This window comes from Microbacterium sp. F51-2R (assembly GCF_052180235.1).
In the GTDB taxonomy this organism is placed as follows: Bacteria; Actinomycetota; Actinomycetes; order Actinomycetales; family Microbacteriaceae; genus Microbacterium.
Window position 1 is genome coordinate 1,264,925 of sequence record NZ_CP197470.1, and the last position, 16,135, is coordinate 1,281,059.

Annotated in this window: 12 protein-coding genes; 2 read left to right on the forward strand and 10 right to left on the reverse strand. The window is 71.3% G+C overall.

Annotation, left to right across the window (positions count from 1 at the left end):
• Positions 1 to 55: 55 nt before the first annotated feature.
• The 4 genes from ACSBPH_RS05745 to ACSBPH_RS05760 all read right to left on the reverse strand — a co-directional run bounded on the left by ACSBPH_RS05745 (position 56) and on the right by ACSBPH_RS05760 (position 5,663).
• Complete coding sequence (locus ACSBPH_RS05745; protein WP_442576636.1) at positions 56 to 2,077, reverse strand: DUF2207 domain-containing protein; 2,022 nt, start codon at positions 2,075 to 2,077, stop codon at positions 56 to 58.
• 63 nt (positions 2,078 to 2,140) lie between these two features.
• A complete protein-coding gene (mqo, locus tag ACSBPH_RS05750) occupies positions 2,141 to 3,571 on the reverse strand; it encodes a malate dehydrogenase (quinone) (RefSeq protein ID WP_442577249.1) in 1,431 nt (476 codons plus the stop codon).
• A 138-nt stretch (positions 3,572 to 3,709) separates the two neighbouring features.
• On the reverse strand, positions 3,710 to 4,786 hold the full coding sequence (locus ACSBPH_RS05755; protein ID WP_442576637.1) for an aspartate-semialdehyde dehydrogenase: 1,077 nt from the start codon (positions 4,784 to 4,786) through the stop codon (positions 3,710 to 3,712).
• 103 nt (positions 4,787 to 4,889) lie between these two features.
• The gene (locus ACSBPH_RS05760) at positions 4,890 to 5,663 is read right to left on the reverse strand and encodes an NRDE family protein (RefSeq protein ID WP_442576638.1); all 774 of its coding nucleotides are present in this window, start codon (positions 5,661 to 5,663) and stop codon (positions 4,890 to 4,892) included.
• A gap of 93 nt (positions 5,664 to 5,756) precedes the next feature.
• On the opposite strand from ACSBPH_RS05760, the gene coaBC reads away from it, so the two are divergent.
• On the forward strand, positions 5,757 to 6,968 hold the full coding sequence (gene coaBC / locus ACSBPH_RS05765; protein ID WP_442576639.1) for a bifunctional phosphopantothenoylcysteine decarboxylase/phosphopantothenate--cysteine ligase CoaBC: 1,212 nt from the start codon (positions 5,757 to 5,759) through the stop codon (positions 6,966 to 6,968).
• Here the strand turns inward: coaBC and ACSBPH_RS05770 are convergent.
• Positions 6,965 to 8,251 (reverse strand): aspartate kinase, encoded by a 1,287-nt coding sequence (locus ACSBPH_RS05770; protein WP_442576640.1) that lies wholly within the window; start codon positions 8,249 to 8,251, stop codon positions 6,965 to 6,967. The genes coaBC and ACSBPH_RS05770 overlap by 4 nt on opposite strands.
• 267 nt (positions 8,252 to 8,518) lie before the next feature.
• Here ACSBPH_RS05770 and ACSBPH_RS05775 point away from each other — a divergent pair, with 267 nt between their 5' ends.
• On the forward strand, positions 8,519 to 8,767 hold the full coding sequence (locus ACSBPH_RS05775) for an SCO4226 family nickel-binding protein (RefSeq protein ID WP_442576641.1): 249 nt from the start codon (positions 8,519 to 8,521) through the stop codon (positions 8,765 to 8,767).
• 92 nt (positions 8,768 to 8,859) lie between these two features.
• Here ACSBPH_RS05775 and ACSBPH_RS05780 read toward each other — a convergent pair whose 3' ends face one another.
• The 5 genes from ACSBPH_RS05780 to ACSBPH_RS05800 all read right to left on the reverse strand — a co-directional run bounded on the left by ACSBPH_RS05780 (position 8,860) and on the right by ACSBPH_RS05800 (position 16,106).
• Positions 8,860 to 9,813, reverse strand: a complete 954-nt coding sequence (locus tag ACSBPH_RS05780) for a DMT family transporter (protein ID WP_442576642.1) — start codon at positions 9,811 to 9,813, stop codon at positions 8,860 to 8,862.
• On the reverse strand, positions 9,810 to 10,403 hold the full coding sequence (gene recR / locus ACSBPH_RS05785) for a recombination mediator RecR (RefSeq protein WP_442576643.1): 594 nt from the start codon (positions 10,401 to 10,403) through the stop codon (positions 9,810 to 9,812). Before recR ends, ACSBPH_RS05780 begins: the two co-directional genes overlap by 4 nt.
• Positions 10,404 to 10,406: 3 nt before the next feature.
• Positions 10,407 to 12,749: a DNA polymerase III subunit gamma and tau gene (locus tag ACSBPH_RS05790; RefSeq protein ID WP_442576644.1), complete on the reverse strand. Its 2,343-nt coding sequence runs from the start codon at positions 12,747 to 12,749 to the stop codon at positions 10,407 to 10,409.
• An 82-nt stretch (positions 12,750 to 12,831) separates the two neighbouring features.
• Positions 12,832 to 15,378: a glycoside hydrolase family 65 protein gene (locus ACSBPH_RS05795; protein WP_442576645.1), complete on the reverse strand. Its 2,547-nt coding sequence runs from the start codon at positions 15,376 to 15,378 to the stop codon at positions 12,832 to 12,834.
• On the reverse strand, positions 15,375 to 16,106 hold the full coding sequence (locus tag ACSBPH_RS05800; protein ID WP_442576646.1) for an HAD family hydrolase: 732 nt from the start codon (positions 16,104 to 16,106) through the stop codon (positions 15,375 to 15,377). Before ACSBPH_RS05800 ends, ACSBPH_RS05795 begins: the two co-directional genes overlap by 4 nt.
• Between the last annotated feature and the right edge of the window lie 29 nt (positions 16,107 to 16,135).

Consider the following 16,135-nt stretch of genomic DNA (forward strand, 5'->3'; position numbering starts at 1 on the left):
GCGAGTCTAGAGGCGGGGCGCGGGGCCCCCGTCGACGGATGCCGCGGCAGGAGCCTCATCGTCCGCCGAAGCCTCCGCCTCCCCCGCCGCCGCCCGAGAAGCCGCCGCCGCTGGATCCGCCGGACGAGGACCAGCTGCTGGAGAACGAGGAGCTGGACGAGCTCGAGGAGCTGCCGCTGGATACGGGCGTCGCCGCGAGCCGGCCGATCGACGACGACGCATCGGGCAGGGAGTGCGACGAGAGCGAATCGAACAGCGCCAAGCGCGAGGTCGTGTCGAGGACGGCGGGGGTCGCGGCGCGGATGACCTCCATCCACTCGCGCTCCATCCCGAACAGCACGGCGTACGGCAGCAGACGTTCGTAGAGGTTCACGACGTCGGCGCCCAGGCGGTTCGGGGCGTCGAGGTACGAGCGCCGGCCCGACGAGACGAGATCCGCGGTCTGCGGCGATTGCGCCGCGCGCAGGCGGTCCTCCTCCGCGAGCCGCAGGTACTCCCTGATGCCCTCGAGGTAGGTCCTGTGCTTCCCGCCGGCGCGCGTGAGCGTCGTCTTCGGCAGACCGAGGAACGGCAGCACGATGAACGCGCCGAAGGCGCTCACGATCGCGAGGGTGTTGATCCAGCCGCCGAGCGCCCCGAGGTCGGCGAGCACCGACGGGACGGCGTCGACGAAGAACAGCAGCAGCAACGCGACGACGAGTCCCCCGAACTGGAGGAAGCCGCGCACCGTCCCGATCCATCCCGGCGTCTTGCTGCGGTAGCCGCGATCGACGGTCGCGTCGTCGATGCGGCGCACGTAGGTGACCGCACGCACCGGCGGGTCGCTCGCGAAAGCGCCGAGGTCGACGCGGTCACCGGGCGCGGCATCCTTCCCGAAGAGCGTCACGACGATCCGGCGGTCGTCGTGCCCGAGCCTCGAGTCGTCGCGCAGCACGACGCTGAAGTCGTCGGGGTCGGCGCGGTCGCCCTTGGCGGTGATCTCGACCTTGTCGCGCACCGCGAGGTCGACGACGTGCGCGGCGAGCGCGCGCGCCGGCACCCCGAGCACGCCCGCCGACAGCGTCGGCGACTCGTCGACCGGCGGCGTGTACTGCACGATGACGGGGTCGTTGTCGGGGTTCCGCCGCAGCACGCCCTTCATGACGAGGAGGAAGACGAGCCCGCCGAATCCGGCGAGGAGGCCCAGACCCGGCAGGATCCACTCCCACCACGGGTACGGGGGCGGCGGCGGCGGGGTGGGCGCCGCGAACGTCCGCTGCGCGAAGCCGATCGCGACAGTGACCCCCTCGTCGGGCCCGAGTCCGTTCTCGGTCGCCGTGAAGACGACGGCGGATGCCGAGGCATCCGTCCCGCTCTGCGAAAGCGCCCACGCCGACACGCCCTCGGGCCACGCGGAGTCCGGCTCGGGGCCCGCGAGCGCGCACTGCTGCGTCGACCCGGCGGCGCCCCGGTAGCAGTAGTCACGGCCCGCCATGAGGCCGTCGGCGGCATCGCCCGCGATGTGGACGCGGGAGGTGACGGAGTCGAACGGCTGGGCGTGATCGGTGCTCAGGACGTCCCAGTAGAACTCGTCGGCGCCCGTGTCGGCGTAGCGCAGCACGACGTCGTGCATCGTGTAGGTGATGACGTAGGTCTGCGCGCCGTGCACATACGAGTCGTCGCCCGTGAGCACGTAGACGTTCTCGTCATCCTGCTCCGTCCACCACGGGATGGGCTCGCCGCCCGCGCCGGTGACATCGACGACGACGGTGCCGAGGTCGATGCCGGACTCCGCGAGGGGCAGGCGCCGGACGATGCCCTTGTTCTGGTCGAAATCGGGGAAGCGCGCGACGAGCGTCTCGGTCGTGTACAGCTCGGACTCGCCGTCGACCGCCCGGACGAGCCAGTAATCGGCCGTCATCGAGTCGTAGCGGAAATCGTCGACCCCCGCGTGCACCGCCGTGTCGATCGAGACGGCGGGTCGGCGGTCGACGGCTGCCGCCGCAGTGGGCACGGCTGACGCCGCGGTGGGTGCGGTGGCGAGAGCCAGGGCGAGGACGGCCGCCGAGGTCGCGCGCGCGAGCGAGCTGAGCCTCATCGCGCCAGCGTAGCGGCCACGGGCGCAGCCCGTGAGAGCCGCCCGCCCGCCCCGCCGCGAGCGTCAGGCGGTGAGGGCCAGGGCCTCCGCCGTCTCGGTCAGCGTCTCTTCCGCGACCTCGGGCCGCGGGTTGAGCGTCTCGCCGTAGCTCGGGATGAGGTCTTTCAGCGCCGGCTCCCAGTCCGCGATGCGGTCGGGGAAGCACGTCTTGAGCAGACCGAGCATGATCGAGACGGCCGTCGACGCGCCCGGCGAGGCGCCGAGGAGACCCGCGATCGACCCGTCTTCGGACGTCACGACCTCGGTGCCGAACTGCAGCACGCCGCCCTTCTTCGGGTCCTTCTTCATGACCTGCGCCCGTTGCCCTGCCTGCAGCAGCTCCCAGTCCTCGTCTTTCGCGCTCGGCATGAACTCGCGGAGGCTGTCGACCTTCTTGGCGTGGTTCTTGAGCAGCTCGCCGACGAGGTAGCCGATGAGGCTCGGGTTGTCCCACGCGACCTTGAGCATCGGCAGGATGTTTCCGGGGCGCACCTGCGTGACGATGTCGGTCAGCTTGCCGTTCTTGAGGAACTTCGGGCTGAACGTCGCGAACGGGCCGAAGAGGAGGGATGCCTCGCCGTCGACGACGCGCGTGTCGAGATGCGGCACCGACATGGGGGGAGCGCCCACCGAGGCCTGCGAGTAGACCTTGGCCTTGTGCTGCGCCACGAGGGCCGGGTTGCTGGTCTTCAGCCACTGCCCGCCGATCGGGAAGACGCCGTAGCCCGAGATCTCGGGGATGCCGGAGCGCTGGAGGAGCTTGAGCGCCCAGCCGCCCGCGCCGACGAACACGAAGCGCGCGTTGGTGGTGCCCGGCGTGCGCCCGATCGTGTTGCGCCACTTGACGTCCCACGTGTCGTCGGAGCGCTTCTTGAGCGTGCGCACCTCGCGGTTGGTCACGACCTCGACACCGCGCTCCCTCAGCCCGTCGAAGAGCTGGTGCGTCAGCGCGCCGAAGTCGACATCGGTGCCGGCGGGCACGCGGGTCGCGGCGAACGGCTCACCCTTGACGCGCTTCTGCATGAGCAGTGGCGCCCACGTGTTGATGACGCGCGAGTCCTCGCTGAACTCGATGCCGTCGAAGAGCGGCTCCTTCTTCAGCACCTCGTAGCGCTTGCGGAGGTACTCGACGTCTTTCTCACCGCGCACGAACGTCATGTGGGGCGCCGAGTTGATGAAGGTCTTCGGCTCGTCGAGCACGCCCTTCTCCACCAGCGACGCCCAGAACTGGCGGCTCTGCTGGAACTGCTCGTTGATCGAGATCGCCTTGGCGGGGTCGAGCGTGCCGTCGGGGCCCTCGGGCATGTAGTTGAGCTCGCACAGCGCCGCGTGCCCCGTGCCCGCGTTGTTCCACGCGTTGGAGCTCTCCAGCGCGACATCGCTCAGTCGTTCGTAGACGACGATCTTCCAGTCGGGCTGCAGTTCGGACAGAAAGGTTCCCAGGGTGGCGCTCATGATGCCGCCACCGATGAGCACGACGTCTACGGTCTCGGTCACCCTTCGATTCTAGGCGTCGCCGCGAGCGCCTTCTGCCGGGACGGATGCCTCGGCACCGTCAAACTCCGCGGTTCTTGCCGGAGCGAAAAGACCCGGTCAGGCCCCGACGGTCGCCCCGCGCTGGGCGGCCACGATCTCGGCGATCTGCACCGCGTTGAGCGCGGCGCCCTTGCGCAGATTGTCGTTGGCGATGAACAGCACGAGGCCCCGGCCCTCGGGTGCGGACTGGTCGGCGCGGATGCGTCCGACGTAGCTGGGGTCGGTGCCGGCGGCCTGCAGCGGCGTCGGGACCTCCTCCAGGCGCACGCCCGGCGCGTTGCCGAGCAGGGCCCGCGCGTGGTCGGGCGTGATGTCGCGGGCGAACTCGGCGTTGATGCTGAGCGAGTGGCCCGTGAAGACGGGGACGCGCACGCACGTGCCGGCGACGCGGAGATCGGGCAGCTCGAGGATCTTGCGGCTCTCGTTGCGGAGCTTCTTCTCCTCGTCGGTCTCGTTCGAGCCGTCGTCGACGAGATTGCCGGCGAACGGGATGACGTCGAAGGCGATCGGCGCGATGTACTTCTCGGGCTGCGGGAAGTCGACCGAAGAGCCGTCCCGCACGAGGCGCAGCGTGTCGCCCTGCGCGAGGACGCCCTCGACCTGGCCGAGGAGTTCCTCGGCGCCGGCGAGGCCCGAGCCCGAGACCGCCTGGTAGGTCGAGACGATGAGCCGCTCGAGGCCCGCGGCCTGGTCGAGCACCTTGAGCACCGGCATGGCGGCCATCGTGGTGCAGTTGGGGTTCGCGATGATGCCCTTGCGCGCTTCGGCGATGGCGTGCGGGTTGACCTCGCTCACCACGAGCGGCACGTCCGGGTCCATCCGCCAGGCGCTGGAGTTGTCGATGACGATCGCGCCGGCCTCGGCGAACCGCGGCGCGTGCGCGCGACTGCCGGTGGCGCCGGCCGAGAAGAGCGCGACGTCGATGCCCGAGGGATCGGCGGTCGCGACATCCTCCACCGTCACGGCGTGACCGCGGAAGACGACGTCCGAGCCGGCCGAGCGCGCCGTCGCGAAGGCGCGCAACTCGCGCACCGGGAAGTCGCGCTGCTCGAGGATCTCGAGCATGACCGCCCCCACCTGGCCCGTGGCGCCGACGACGGCGACGGAGAGTCCGGAATCTGAGATGCGAGCCATGGCGAACGTCCTCGAGGTAGGGCGGGTGTGGCTGCGATTCTACCGGGGGCGTCGCAGCGGCCCGACCGTGTGACGGCCTCAGCCCGGTCGGGCACCGCGGGATTCATGCCAGATGCGGCGGGTTCCACTCCCCCGGCTGGTCGAAGGCGCCGTAGGCCAGGTCGACGCCGCCGGGGCCGATCGTGGCGGTGCACACGAGCAGCGACATCGTCGGATAGCCGTGTGGCCGGTTGTCGCGGATGATCGCCTCGTCATCGGTGGCAGGCAGTGCCGCGGATGCCTCGAGCAGCGCGAGCCACGGAGCGAACCAGTCCCCCGGCTCGTCGGCGGGCGGCTCGTCGAGGTCGGCGACGGCGGGGGCCGAGGCATCCGTCACCGGCGCGGCGTGCGCCTGCGTGAACGGCGCGAGCCAGCGGGCGATGCGCGCGGTCGCCGGATCGTCGACGTCGTCGTGCGCGATCATGTGCGTGCCGGGCGCGAGCTCGGTCGTGCGAAGCGCCTCGCCGTCCCACGAGAACACCCTCACTCGGGGCCCCTCGACCTCGACGAGGTTGAAGCCGTGCGTCGGCGGATGCTCGCCGGGCGGGCGCCCCGCGACGGCTTCGAGGACGAGCCCGCCGCGCGACCGGAGGCCCTCCTCGGGGAGCGTGTCGACATCGGCGCGATTGAGCAGCACCGCGAGCCGGCGCGCGCCGGCGTCGGCCGCGAGCCAGGCGCCGTTCGCGCGGACGTCGCGCACCCCGACGACTCCGGGATACGCCTCGGGCCACCAGGGGCCGAGCGCGTCCCACGGACGAGCGGGGTCTTCGTCGCGCACGGCGAGGAGGCGCAGGGGCTCGTCGGCGCTCTCGGGCACGTGGACGATCACGGTGCACATGGACGGATGTCGCTTTCTCCGCGCGGTCCTCGTGACACCCCGCCGGCGAACCGGGCCGGGACGCGCGTGGGCGCGGCGTGGGAGGATCGGGGAATGTTCATCGTAGTCGGCGTGACGGGTGGCATCGCCGCCTACAAGACGGTGCAGCTCGTGCGCATCCTGGTGACCGGCGGACACGACGTGCACGTGATCCCGACGGCCGACGCGCTGAAGTTCGTCGGCCTGACGACGTGGGAGGCCATCAGCCGCAACCCCGTCACGATCTCGGTGCACGAGGACGTCGCCGAAGTGCGCCACGTCGCCCTCGGCCGCAAGGCCGATCTCGTCATCGTCGCCCCCGCGACGGCGAACACCCTGGCCGCGATGACGGCCGGGCTCGCCGACGACCTCCTCGGCACGACGCTCCTGGCGACCTCGGCCCCCGTCGTCGTCGCCCCCGCCATGCACACCGAGATGTGGCGCCACCCCGCGACGACGGCGAACGTCGAGACGCTCCGCAGCCGCGGGGTGCACATCGTCGGCCCTGCGGACGGCCCGCTGACGGGCGGCGACAGCGGACCGGGACGGATGTCGGAGCCCGAACAGATCGCCGCGTTCGCGCTGTCGGTGGTGAGCGCCGACGGCGACCTCGCCGACCTGCGGGTCGCCGTGTCGACCGGCGGGACGCGCGAGCCGATCGACCCCGTCCGCTTCATCGGCAACCGCTCCAGCGGACGCCAGGGCGCCGCGATCGCCGTTGCGGCAGCCGACCGCGGGGCGCACGTGCGGCTGGTCGCGGCGCACGTGGACGAGGGCGCGCTGGCCGAGGCATCCGTCCACCCCCGCATCGCGATCATCAGAGTGGGCACCGCGGGCGAGCTCGGATCCGCGATGCGGGAGGCCGCCGTCGGAGCCGACGCCGTCGTGATGGTCGCGGCGGTCGCGGACTACCGCGTCGCGGAGGTCGCCGACCGCAAGCTCAGCAAGGAGGACGGGCCGCTGCAGACGCTCGCCCTCGTACCGAACGACGACATCCTCGCGGGTCTCGTCTCGGAGCGGGCCGCCCGGCAGACAGTCGTCGGGTTCGCGGCGGAGACGCCGGACGACGAGGCCGACCTCCTCGAGCGCGGGCGGCGCAAGCGGCGCCGGAAGGGCGTCGACCTGCTCGCCGTCAACGAGGTCGGGTGGAACGCGGGCTTCGAGTCGTCCGACAACCGGGTCATCGTGCTCGGCGCCGACGACGAGGTCGTGGCCGAGGCATCGGGAACCAAGCGTGCCGTCGCCGACGCCGTGTGGGACGCCGTCGCGAAGCTGCGCGGACGCTAGCGGCCGGTGCCCGCGTAGACGGTGGCCTCGGTGTCGCCGTCCAGACCGTAGGCGGTGTGCACGACCCGCGCCGCCTCGGCGAGGTCGCTGCCGCGCACCACGACGGAGATGCGGATCTCGGACGTCGAGATCATCTCGATGTTGATGCCCGCGATCGACAGCGCCTCGAAGAGCGTCGCCGAGACGCCCGAGTGCGTGCGCATTCCGGCGCCCACGACCGAGAGCTTGCCGACCTGGTCGTCGTGCACGAGGCTCTCGAACCCGACCTGCGCCTGATCGGCGGCGAGGGCCTTGAGGGCGGTCGCCGCATCGGTCTTGGGCAGCGTGAACGAGATGTCGGTGCGTCCGGTCGCGGCGACCGACACGTTCTGGACGATCATGTCGACGTTCGCACCGGACTTGGCGACGACCTTGAAGATCTCGGCGGCCTTGCCGGGGACGTCGGGGACGCCGATGACGGTGATCTTCGCCTGGCTGAGGTCTGTGGCGACGCCGGCGACGATGGGCTCTTCCATCTGTTCTCCCTCTTGGCCGTCGGGGACGCTCATCCCCTGGCCGAGCACATAGGTCCCCACGCCCGAGCTGAACGTGGAGCGGGCGTGGATCAGCACGCCGTGGCGGCGCGCGTACTCGACCGCGCGGATGTACAGGACCTTCGCGCCGTTGGCGGCGAGCTCCAGCATCTCTTCGGCCGAGACGACGCCGAGCTTGCGCGCCTTCGGCACGACGCGGGGGTCGGCCGTGAAGATGCCGTCGACGTCGCTGTAGATCTCGCACACGTCGGCGTTCAGCGCCGCGGCGAGGGCGACGGCCGTCGTGTCGGAGCCGCCGCGGCCGAGCGTCGTGATGTCGCGGGTGTCGCGGTTGAAGCCCTGGAAGCCCGCGACGATGACGATGGCGCCCTCGTCGAGCGCTTCACGCAGACGCACGGGCGTGACATCGACGATGCGCGCCGAGCCGTGGTCGGCGGTCGTGATCATGCCCGCCTGGCTGCCCGTGAAGGACCGCGCCTCGAAGCCCATCGAGTGGATCGCCATCGCCAGCAGCGCCATCGAGATGCGCTCGCCGCTGGAGAGCAGCATGTCGAGCTCGCGCGGCGCGGGGATCGGCGAGACCTGGTTCGCCAGATCGAGCAGCTCGTCGGTCGTGTCGCCCATCGCGCTGACGGCGACGACGACCTCGTGACCGGCGCGGCGCGTGTCGACGATGCGCTTCGCGACCCGCTTGATGCTCTCCGCGTCGGCGACGGACGACCCGCCGTACTTCTGGACGATCAGCGCCACGTTCGAACTCCCCGGAATGCGCCGCCTGCCTCTCGGACGTCTTCGGTGTCTTCCGGCGGGCGGAGGGCGAGCGGATGCCGCACCCCAGCGTCAATCTTACGGACGGCCTCATGCCGGGCCGACCATGTGACCGCGCTCGCCGCCGGGCAGGACGGGGGCGCCGTGCGCGCGCCCGTCACGGCAGGCCCTTGTACCCCGCGAGTGGCGGGAGGACACTTGTCGCGGCGCCCGGCGACGGGCCGGGCCTGACTGGGGAGGAGGGCTCTCATGCCCACATTCATCGACGTCCACGAGGGATTCGTGGGGGTCGACAAGGCGGGGCTCCAAGCCGCGCACGACGCAGACCTCGCGATCGAGGCCGAGGAGGGCGTCCACTTCGAGAAGGCCTGGCTCGACCCGGTGTCGGGTAAGGCCTTCTGTCTCTCGACCGGGCCTTCGAAGGAAGCGATCCAGAGGGTTCACGAGCGCGCCGGTCACGGCACGCTCGAGGTCTACGAGGTGCCGGTCGAGGTCTGACCGGCGCTGCACAGCACGGCACGGCGCGGGCCCGGCCCGCGCCGGTCGCCGTCACCGCGGCGAGCGGTGACCGCGAGCGTCGCCAGACGGGTTCAGGATGCCTCGGCGTCGCCGAGCGGCGGCGGCCCGGGCCTCGCGCGCCGGGCGACGAGGCCGCCGGTCGCGGCGAGCCAGCATCCGAGGATGACGAGCGGGAAGCCGATGAGGAGCCCGATGCTCAGCTCCTCGTTCAGGATGATCGTGCCGAGGATGATCGCGACGACGGGGTTCACGTAGGTGAAGAGAGGTGCCCGCGCCGGCCCGACCTCGGCGATGAGCGCGAAGAACGCCATGAAGGCCAGCGCCGTGCAGACGACCCCGAGGGCGACGAGCGAGATCGTGCTGCGCGCCGTCGGCACCTCGTGCTGCGTCAGGAGCCCGATCGGCAAGTAGAACAGGCCCACGGCGAACAGGGACAGCGTGATCGTGCCGAGCGACGGGACGTCCTTGAGCTTCGTCGCGACGATGAACGGGGCGATGGCGTAGCAGACCGCGACGAGCAGCACCTCGCCGACCGCGAGAAGGCTCGTCGTGCCGCCGACGGCGAGGCCGGGACCGGCGACGATGATGCCGACGCCGATGAAGCCCACGATGAGGCCCCCGGCGCGGACGGGGCGCAGCATTCCCCTGTCACCACGGGTGACGGCGATGACGGCGGCGAAGAGCGGGACCGTCGCGACGAGGAGTCCCGTCAGTCCCGACGGAAGCGTCTGCTCGGCGTGCCCCAGAAGGAGGAAGGGACCGGCCATCTCGATGGTCCCGAACGCGAGAACCCACGGCCATAGTCTGAGCGCGGGGCGGAGCGCCCTGCGGTGCACCGCGAGGGGCAGGAGGATCACGGCGCCGATGAGGGTGCGACCGGCGACGACGGCCGCGGGCGAATACGAGTCGACGGCCTCTTTGATGAAGAGGTAGGGCATGCCCCACACGATCGCCATGACGGCGAAGAGCAGCCACCCTCGGGTGCTGAATCGCGCGGGCGCGGGGGCGAGGGGCGTGCCGGTCACAGCGTGCGTCGCCCTTCGAAGGCGCGGCCGAGCGTCACCTCATCGGCGTACTCGAGGTCGCCGCCGACGGGGAGCCCCGAGGCCAGGCGCGTCACCGTGATCTCGAGGGTGTGGAGCAGACGGCTGAGGTAGGTCGCCGTCGCCTCGCCCTCGAGGTTGGGGTTGGTCGCGAGGATGACCTCCTGCACCGTGCCGTCGGCGAGTCGCTGCATGAGCTGCGTGATGCGCAGATCGTCGGGGCCGATGCCCGCGATGGGGCTGATCGCGCCGCCGAGCACGTGGTAGAGCCCGCGGAACTCCCGCGTGCGCTCGATGGCCGCGACATCCTTCGCGTCTTCGACGACGCAGATGAGCGTGAGGTTGCGGCGCGGGTCGCGGCAGATCGAGCAGCGGTCCTGCTCGGTGACGTTGCCGCAGACCTCGCAGAAGCGCACCTTCTCGCGCACCTCGGCGAGCAGTTGCGCGAGATGCGAGACGTCGAAGTTGGGGGTCTGCAGGATGTGGAACGCGATGCGCTGCGCGGACTTCGGGCCGATGCCCGGTAGCCGCCCGAACTCATCGATGAGGTCTTGGACGATGCCGTCGTACATGGGCTAGCTGAACCTCGTCGGCGGCTCGTAGGGCTCTTCACGGATGAACGTCGCACCGAGCATCTGCCGCACGACGGCCTCGCCGTAGCGCTGCACTCCGGGCGCGACCGGCCGGGCCGCACGCACCTGAGGCTGTGCCGTGCGAGGCGGCGCCGCGGTGAGCGGCGGAGCGATCGAGGGCGGAACGGGAGCGTCGGCGGAGGCGCCGATCTCGAGGTCGTCCTCGTCGGCGTCGTCACTCCGGATCGACGGCTCGATGTCGCCCTGCGGGAGCACATCGCCTTCTCGGACCGGTGCCAGCGTCGCGGTGCGCAGCCGCGCCGTCTCGGACGCCGCCTCTTCGGGATCTTCGTCGATCGCGAACTGCGCGACGCCGGCCGACGGCGCGCGATCTGACGCGGGCCGAGCCGGATCTGTCGCGAGCGACGACGGCCGATCGGCCGCGAGCGCCGATGCCGAGCCGGCCGGCGCGAACGACCCCGACGGATCGGCGGGCGGCGCGGCATCCGGAATCGGCGCGACGGCCCACTCGGTCACGGGCGCCGCCGCGGCACGCGCCGGCGCCGCCGGGCGCTCGGCCGCGCGCTCGGCGCGCGACGGGGCGGGAGGCGGCACGGGCGCGCCGCTCGGACGGTCGCGATCGTCGGGTGCGCCGCCGTCGGAACCCGGGTCTTGCTTCGCGATGTATTTCACACGGATGCCGAGCACCGCCATGATCGCCGCGCGCAGGTCTTCGCTCGGGCCGGCGCCGGCCGACAGGTGCTTGAACTTCGCGACGTCGCTCTGGCTCTGGAAGGTCAGGGTGAGGACATCGTCTTTCAGTGCGACGACGGCGGCGGCCGACGCGAGGAGCCATGACGAACGGCTGATCTCTTCGAGACGCCCGAGCACTTCGGGCCACGCGTCTTTCATGCGCTGAAGCGTCACGGGGCCGGCCGGGATCGAGGGGGCGGGCTCGACGGGGGCCGGGACGGACGGTGCGGCCGTGCCGGATGGTGCGGCGGTGCCGGACGGTGTCGGGAGGCTGGGGGTCGTCCCCTCGTCTCGCTGCGCTCGCTCGGGGACCGGAACGGCGTCGGGGGCCGGGGAAGCCGCGGGCGGAACGGCGTCGGGCTCCGGGGAAGCCGCGGCGGGGGCGGGCGAGGAGGTCGCGGCGGGAACGACGGCGGGCACCGCAGCGGCAGAGGCGGCCGGAGCGGCAGCGGCGACCGGGGCGACCGGAGCCGGGGACGCGGACGCGGCACCGGCGGTGGCGGCGAGAACGCGCGCGACCATGAGCTCGAGCTGCAGGCGCGGGGACGTGGCGCCGGTCATGTCGTCGAGCGTCGCGATCACGAGGTCGGCGGTGTGCGAGAGGCGCGCCGAGCCGAAGGCGGCGGCCTGACGCTCCATGCGGGCCAGATCGTCGGTCGAGACGCCGCGCAGGACCGCCGCGGCACCTTGACCCGTCGCGGCGACGACGATGAGGTCGCGCAGGCGCTCGAGCAGGTCGTCGACGAAACGACGCGGGTCTTGGCCGGTCTGCACGACGCGGTCGACCGCGGCGAAGGCGGCCGAGGCATCCGTCGCCGCGAAGGCGTCGACGACCTCGTCGAGCAGCTCGCCGTGCGTGTAGCCGAGGAGCGCCACGGCCCGCTCGTACGACACGACCGAGCCCTCCGACCCGGCGATGAGCTGGTCGAGGAGGGAGAGGGTGTCTCGCGGTGAGCCGCCGCCCGCCCGCACCACGAGCGGCAGCACGCCGGACTGCACCGTCACGTTCTCGGTCTCGCAGAGCTCCTGCACGTACGCGAGCATCGCGGCCGGCGGAACGAGGCGGAACGGGTAGTGGTGCGTGCGCGAGCGGATCGTGCCGATGACCTTCTCGGGCTCGGTCGTCGCGAAGATGAACTTGACGTGATCGGGCGGCTCTTCGACGAGCTTGAGGAGGGCGTTGAAGCCCTGCGGCGTCACCATGTGCGCCTCGTCGAGGATGAAGATCTTGAAGCGGTCGCGCGCGGGGGCGAAGATCGCCCGCTCGCGCAGGTCGCGCGCATCGTCGACGCCGTTGTGCGACGCGGCGTCGATCTCGACGACGTCGAGCGAGCCGCCGCCGCCACGGCCGAGCTCGATGCAGCTCTCGCACTCGCCGCACGGGACGTCGGTCGGGCCCTTCGCGCAGTTGAGGCAGCGGGCGAGGATGCGCGCCGACGTCGTCTTGCCGCAGCCGCGCGGACCCGAGAAGAGATACGCGTGCCCTACGCGGTCGCCGCGCAGCGCCGTCATGAGCGGCTCGGTGACCTGCGACTGGCCGATCATCTCGCCGAAGGACTCAGGTCGATAGCGGCGGTAGAGCGCGGTGGTCACGGCACCAGCCTACGGCGTGGCTCCGACATCGCGTCCTGCGGCGATCGCACGCCGGGACGCGGCATCCGCCACCCTCCCGACGTCACGCCTGAACCGTCTGCCCCGGCTCGGACGACACATCGAGCGTGCCCATCACACCCGTGTCGGTGATGATCGGGATCGCCGAGGTGAGGGCCGGGATCGAGGCGACGAGCAGCGTGCCGTCTTCTCGGCGCGCGTCCTCGAACTGGTGGATCGTGGGCCGCCCGGGGATCACGGGGCCCTGATCGGCGAGCGGCACGACGACCTCGTCGCCGGCCGCCAGCGTGAACGGCCGGCCGCGGACGCTGAAGGTCACCGGGTCGCCCTCGCTCGCCGCGATCCGCATCTCGGTGCGCGTCAGCGCGATCTGCAGGCGCGTGCCGTGCCAGTGCAGCGAGTAGGCCAGCTCGTTCCAGGACGACGGCAGCCGCGGGTCGAACGACAGCTCGCCGAAGTGATCGCGCATGCCGCCGAAGCCCGAGACGAGTGCCGTCCACACGCCGCCCGCCGACGCGACGTGCACGCCGTCGGAGGCGTTGTGGTGCAGATCGCCGAGGTCGACGAAGACCGACTGCTCGAAGTACTGCAGCGCGAGGTCCTGGTAGCCCACCTCCGCCGCGAGGATCGACTGCACGACCGCCGACAGCGTCGAATCGCCCGTCGTCAGCGGGTCGTAGTACTCGAAGTCGGCGAGCTTCTCCTCCGCCGTGAAGTGGTTGCCCTGCAGGAACAGCGCCAGCACGACGTCGGCCTGCTTGAGCACCTGGTACCGGTAGATCACGAGCGGGTGGAAGTGCAGCAGCAGCGGCCGCTTGTCGGGCGGAGTGTGGTCGAGGTCCCAGATCTCGCGTTCGAGGAACACCTCGTCCTGCGGGTGGATGCCGAGCGCGGCGCTGTAGGGGATGTGCATCGCCTCGGCGGAGCGCTCCCACGTCTCGGGCTCGTCGGGGTCGAGGTCGAGCCGCTCCGCCATCGCGCGATAGGCCTCGGGGTCGACGTCGGCCATGAGCCGCACGGTGTGCGCCGCGAAACGGAGGTTGAACCGCGCCATGACGTTGGTGAAGAGGTTGTCGTTGACGACCGTCGTGTACTCGTCGGGACCCGTGACCCCGTGGATGTGGAAGCTCTCGACCTCGACATCCCCGTCGCTCGTGCGCCAGAACCCGAGGGTCGCCCACAGTCGCGCCGTCTCGACGGCGATGTCGACGCCTTCGCGGAAGAGGAACTCGTTGTCGCCGGTCGCCCGCACGTACTTGGCGAGCGCGAAGCTCACGTCGGCGTTGATGTGGTACTGCGCCGTCCCGGCGGCGTAGTACGCCGAGGCCTCTTCGCCGTTGATCGTGCGCCACGGGAAGAGAGCGCCCGCCTCGTTGAGCTGGAAGGCCCGCCGGCGCCCCGCGGGGAGCATGAGGTAGCGCATCCGCAGCGCATTGCGCGCCCACTGCGGCGTCGTGTACGCCAGGAACGGCAGGACGTAGATCTCGGTGTCCCAGAAGTAGTGGCCGCTGTACCCCGAGCCGGTCATGCCCTTGGCCGGCACACCCTGTCCGTCGGCGCGCGCCGCGGCCTGCGCGAGCTGGAAGAGGCACCAGCGCGTCGCCTGCTGCAGTTCGTCCTGACCCGCGATCCGCACATCGGAGCGCTCCCAGAACGCGTCGAGCCAGGCTCGCTGGCGCGTGAAGTGCTCCTCGACGCCGACCATGAGCGCACGGTCGAGGGTGCGGCGGCAGCGGTCGACGATCTCGCGCGCCGGCACGCCGCGCGACGTGTGGTAGCTCACGAGCTTCGTGACGCGGATCGGCACGCCCGCCTTCGCCTGCACCCGGAAGACGTTCTTGGCGATGTCGGGCTCGACCAGCCGCCGCGCCGAATACTCGTTCTCGGTCTCGATGAGGTGATCGGCGAGCACCGCGACCGTCATCCCCGAGTTCGTGACGCGGTACGACAGCGCGCAGCGCGACTCGTCCTGCCAGTACTCCTGCGGCTGCAGCACGCGCTCGTGGAACTTCTCGGTCTTGCGGGGATCGAACCCGGCCCTCGACGCGTGCGCGGGCGAGCCGCCGTAGACGTCTTCGCCGTCCTGCCGGTTGATCACCTGGCAGCTGATCGTGACGGGGGCATCGGCGTTGAGCACCGTCACCTCGACGCTCATGATCGCCAGGTGCTTCTCCTCGAACGACACGAGGCGCTCGAAGTCGATGCGCACCTCCTTGCCGGAGGGCGTGACCCAGATGAGGTGGCGGCGCAGCACGCCGTCGCGCATGTCGAGCACGCGCTCGTACTCGCGCACATCGGCGACGTCGAACGAGAGCGGCTCGTCGTCGACGTAGACGCGCATGACCTTGGCGTCGGGCGCGTTGATGATCGTCTGCCCCACCTCGGCGAAGCCGTAGGCCTGCTCGGCATGGCGGATCGGGAACGTCTCGTGGAAGCCGTTGATGAACGTGCCGTGCTCGTGCGCGTATCGCCCTTCGGGCATGTTGCCCCGCATGCCGAGGTAGCCGTTCGCGAGGGCGAACAGCGTCTCGGTCACCCCCGCGGTGGCGGGGTCGAAGCTCGTCTCGACGAGCTTCCAGGGGTCGACGGGAAAACGGTCGCGATCGATCACGGAACGAGCTCCTCCAGGTCTCGGACGACGACGTCGGCGCCGGCAGCGTGCAGGTCGTCGGCGCCGACGCCCCGGTCCACGCCGATCACGAGCCCGAACCCTCCCGCGGCGGCGGAGCGCACCCCGCTCAGGGCGTCTTCCACGGCGGCGCAGCGGATCGGGTCGACCTCCAGCATCCGTGCCGCCTCGACGAAGACATCAGGCGCGGGCTTGGAAGCCAGGTGGTCGCGCTCGGCGATGACGCCGTCCATGACGACGGCGAATCGCTCGCGGAGTCCCGCGGCCGCGAGCACCTCCTCGGCGTTCTTCGAGCTCGAGACGACGGCGACGGGCGTGCCCGCCTCGGCCAGGACGTCGAGCAGCGCGACCGAGCCGGGGTATGCGGCGATGCCGTCGCGGCGGAGCACGCGCGCGAAGACCTCGTTCTTGCGGTTGCCGATGCCGCAGACGGTGTCGGCCGCGGGCGGATCGGACGGGTCGCCCCACTCCACCTCGATGTCGCGGCTGCGCAGGAGGCTCGCCACGCCGTCGTACCGCTTCTTGCCGTCGAGGTACTCGAAGTAGTCGCGCTCCTCGTAGGGCGGCTGGATGCCCCACTGGGAGAAGAGCTCCTCGAACATCGTCTGCCACGCGTGCATGTGCACTTCCGCCGTCGGGGTGAGCACCCCGTCGAGGTCGAAGAGCACTGCGTCGAACGTCGTCAGATCGGGCAGGGCGTCAGCGGGCACAGGACCTCCAGGGCGAGGGTGCGGATCGA

Bases quoted from the DNA above. Each gene is read 5' to 3' on its own strand.
- ACSBPH_RS05745 (WP_442576636.1), bottom strand. From the start codon at position 2,077: ATGAGGCTCAGCTCGCTCGCGCGCGCGACCTCGGCGGCCGTCCTCGCC.
- mqo (WP_442577249.1), bottom strand. From the start codon at position 3,571: ATGAGCGCCACCCTGGGAACCTTTCTGTCCGAACTGCAGCCCGACTGG.
- ACSBPH_RS05755 (WP_442576637.1), bottom strand. From the start codon at position 4,786: ATGGCTCGCATCTCAGATTCCGGACTCTCCGTCGCCGTCGTCGGCGCC.
- ACSBPH_RS05760 (WP_442576638.1), bottom strand. From the start codon at position 5,663: ATGTGCACCGTGATCGTCCACGTGCCCGAGAGCGCCGACGAGCCCCTG.
- coaBC (WP_442576639.1), top strand. From the start codon at position 5,757: ATGTTCATCGTAGTCGGCGTGACGGGTGGCATCGCCGCCTACAAGACG.
- ACSBPH_RS05775 (WP_442576641.1), top strand. From the start codon at position 8,519: ATGCCCACATTCATCGACGTCCACGAGGGATTCGTGGGGGTCGACAAG.
- recR (WP_442576643.1), bottom strand. From the start codon at position 10,403: ATGTACGACGGCATCGTCCAAGACCTCATCGATGAGTTCGGGCGGCTA.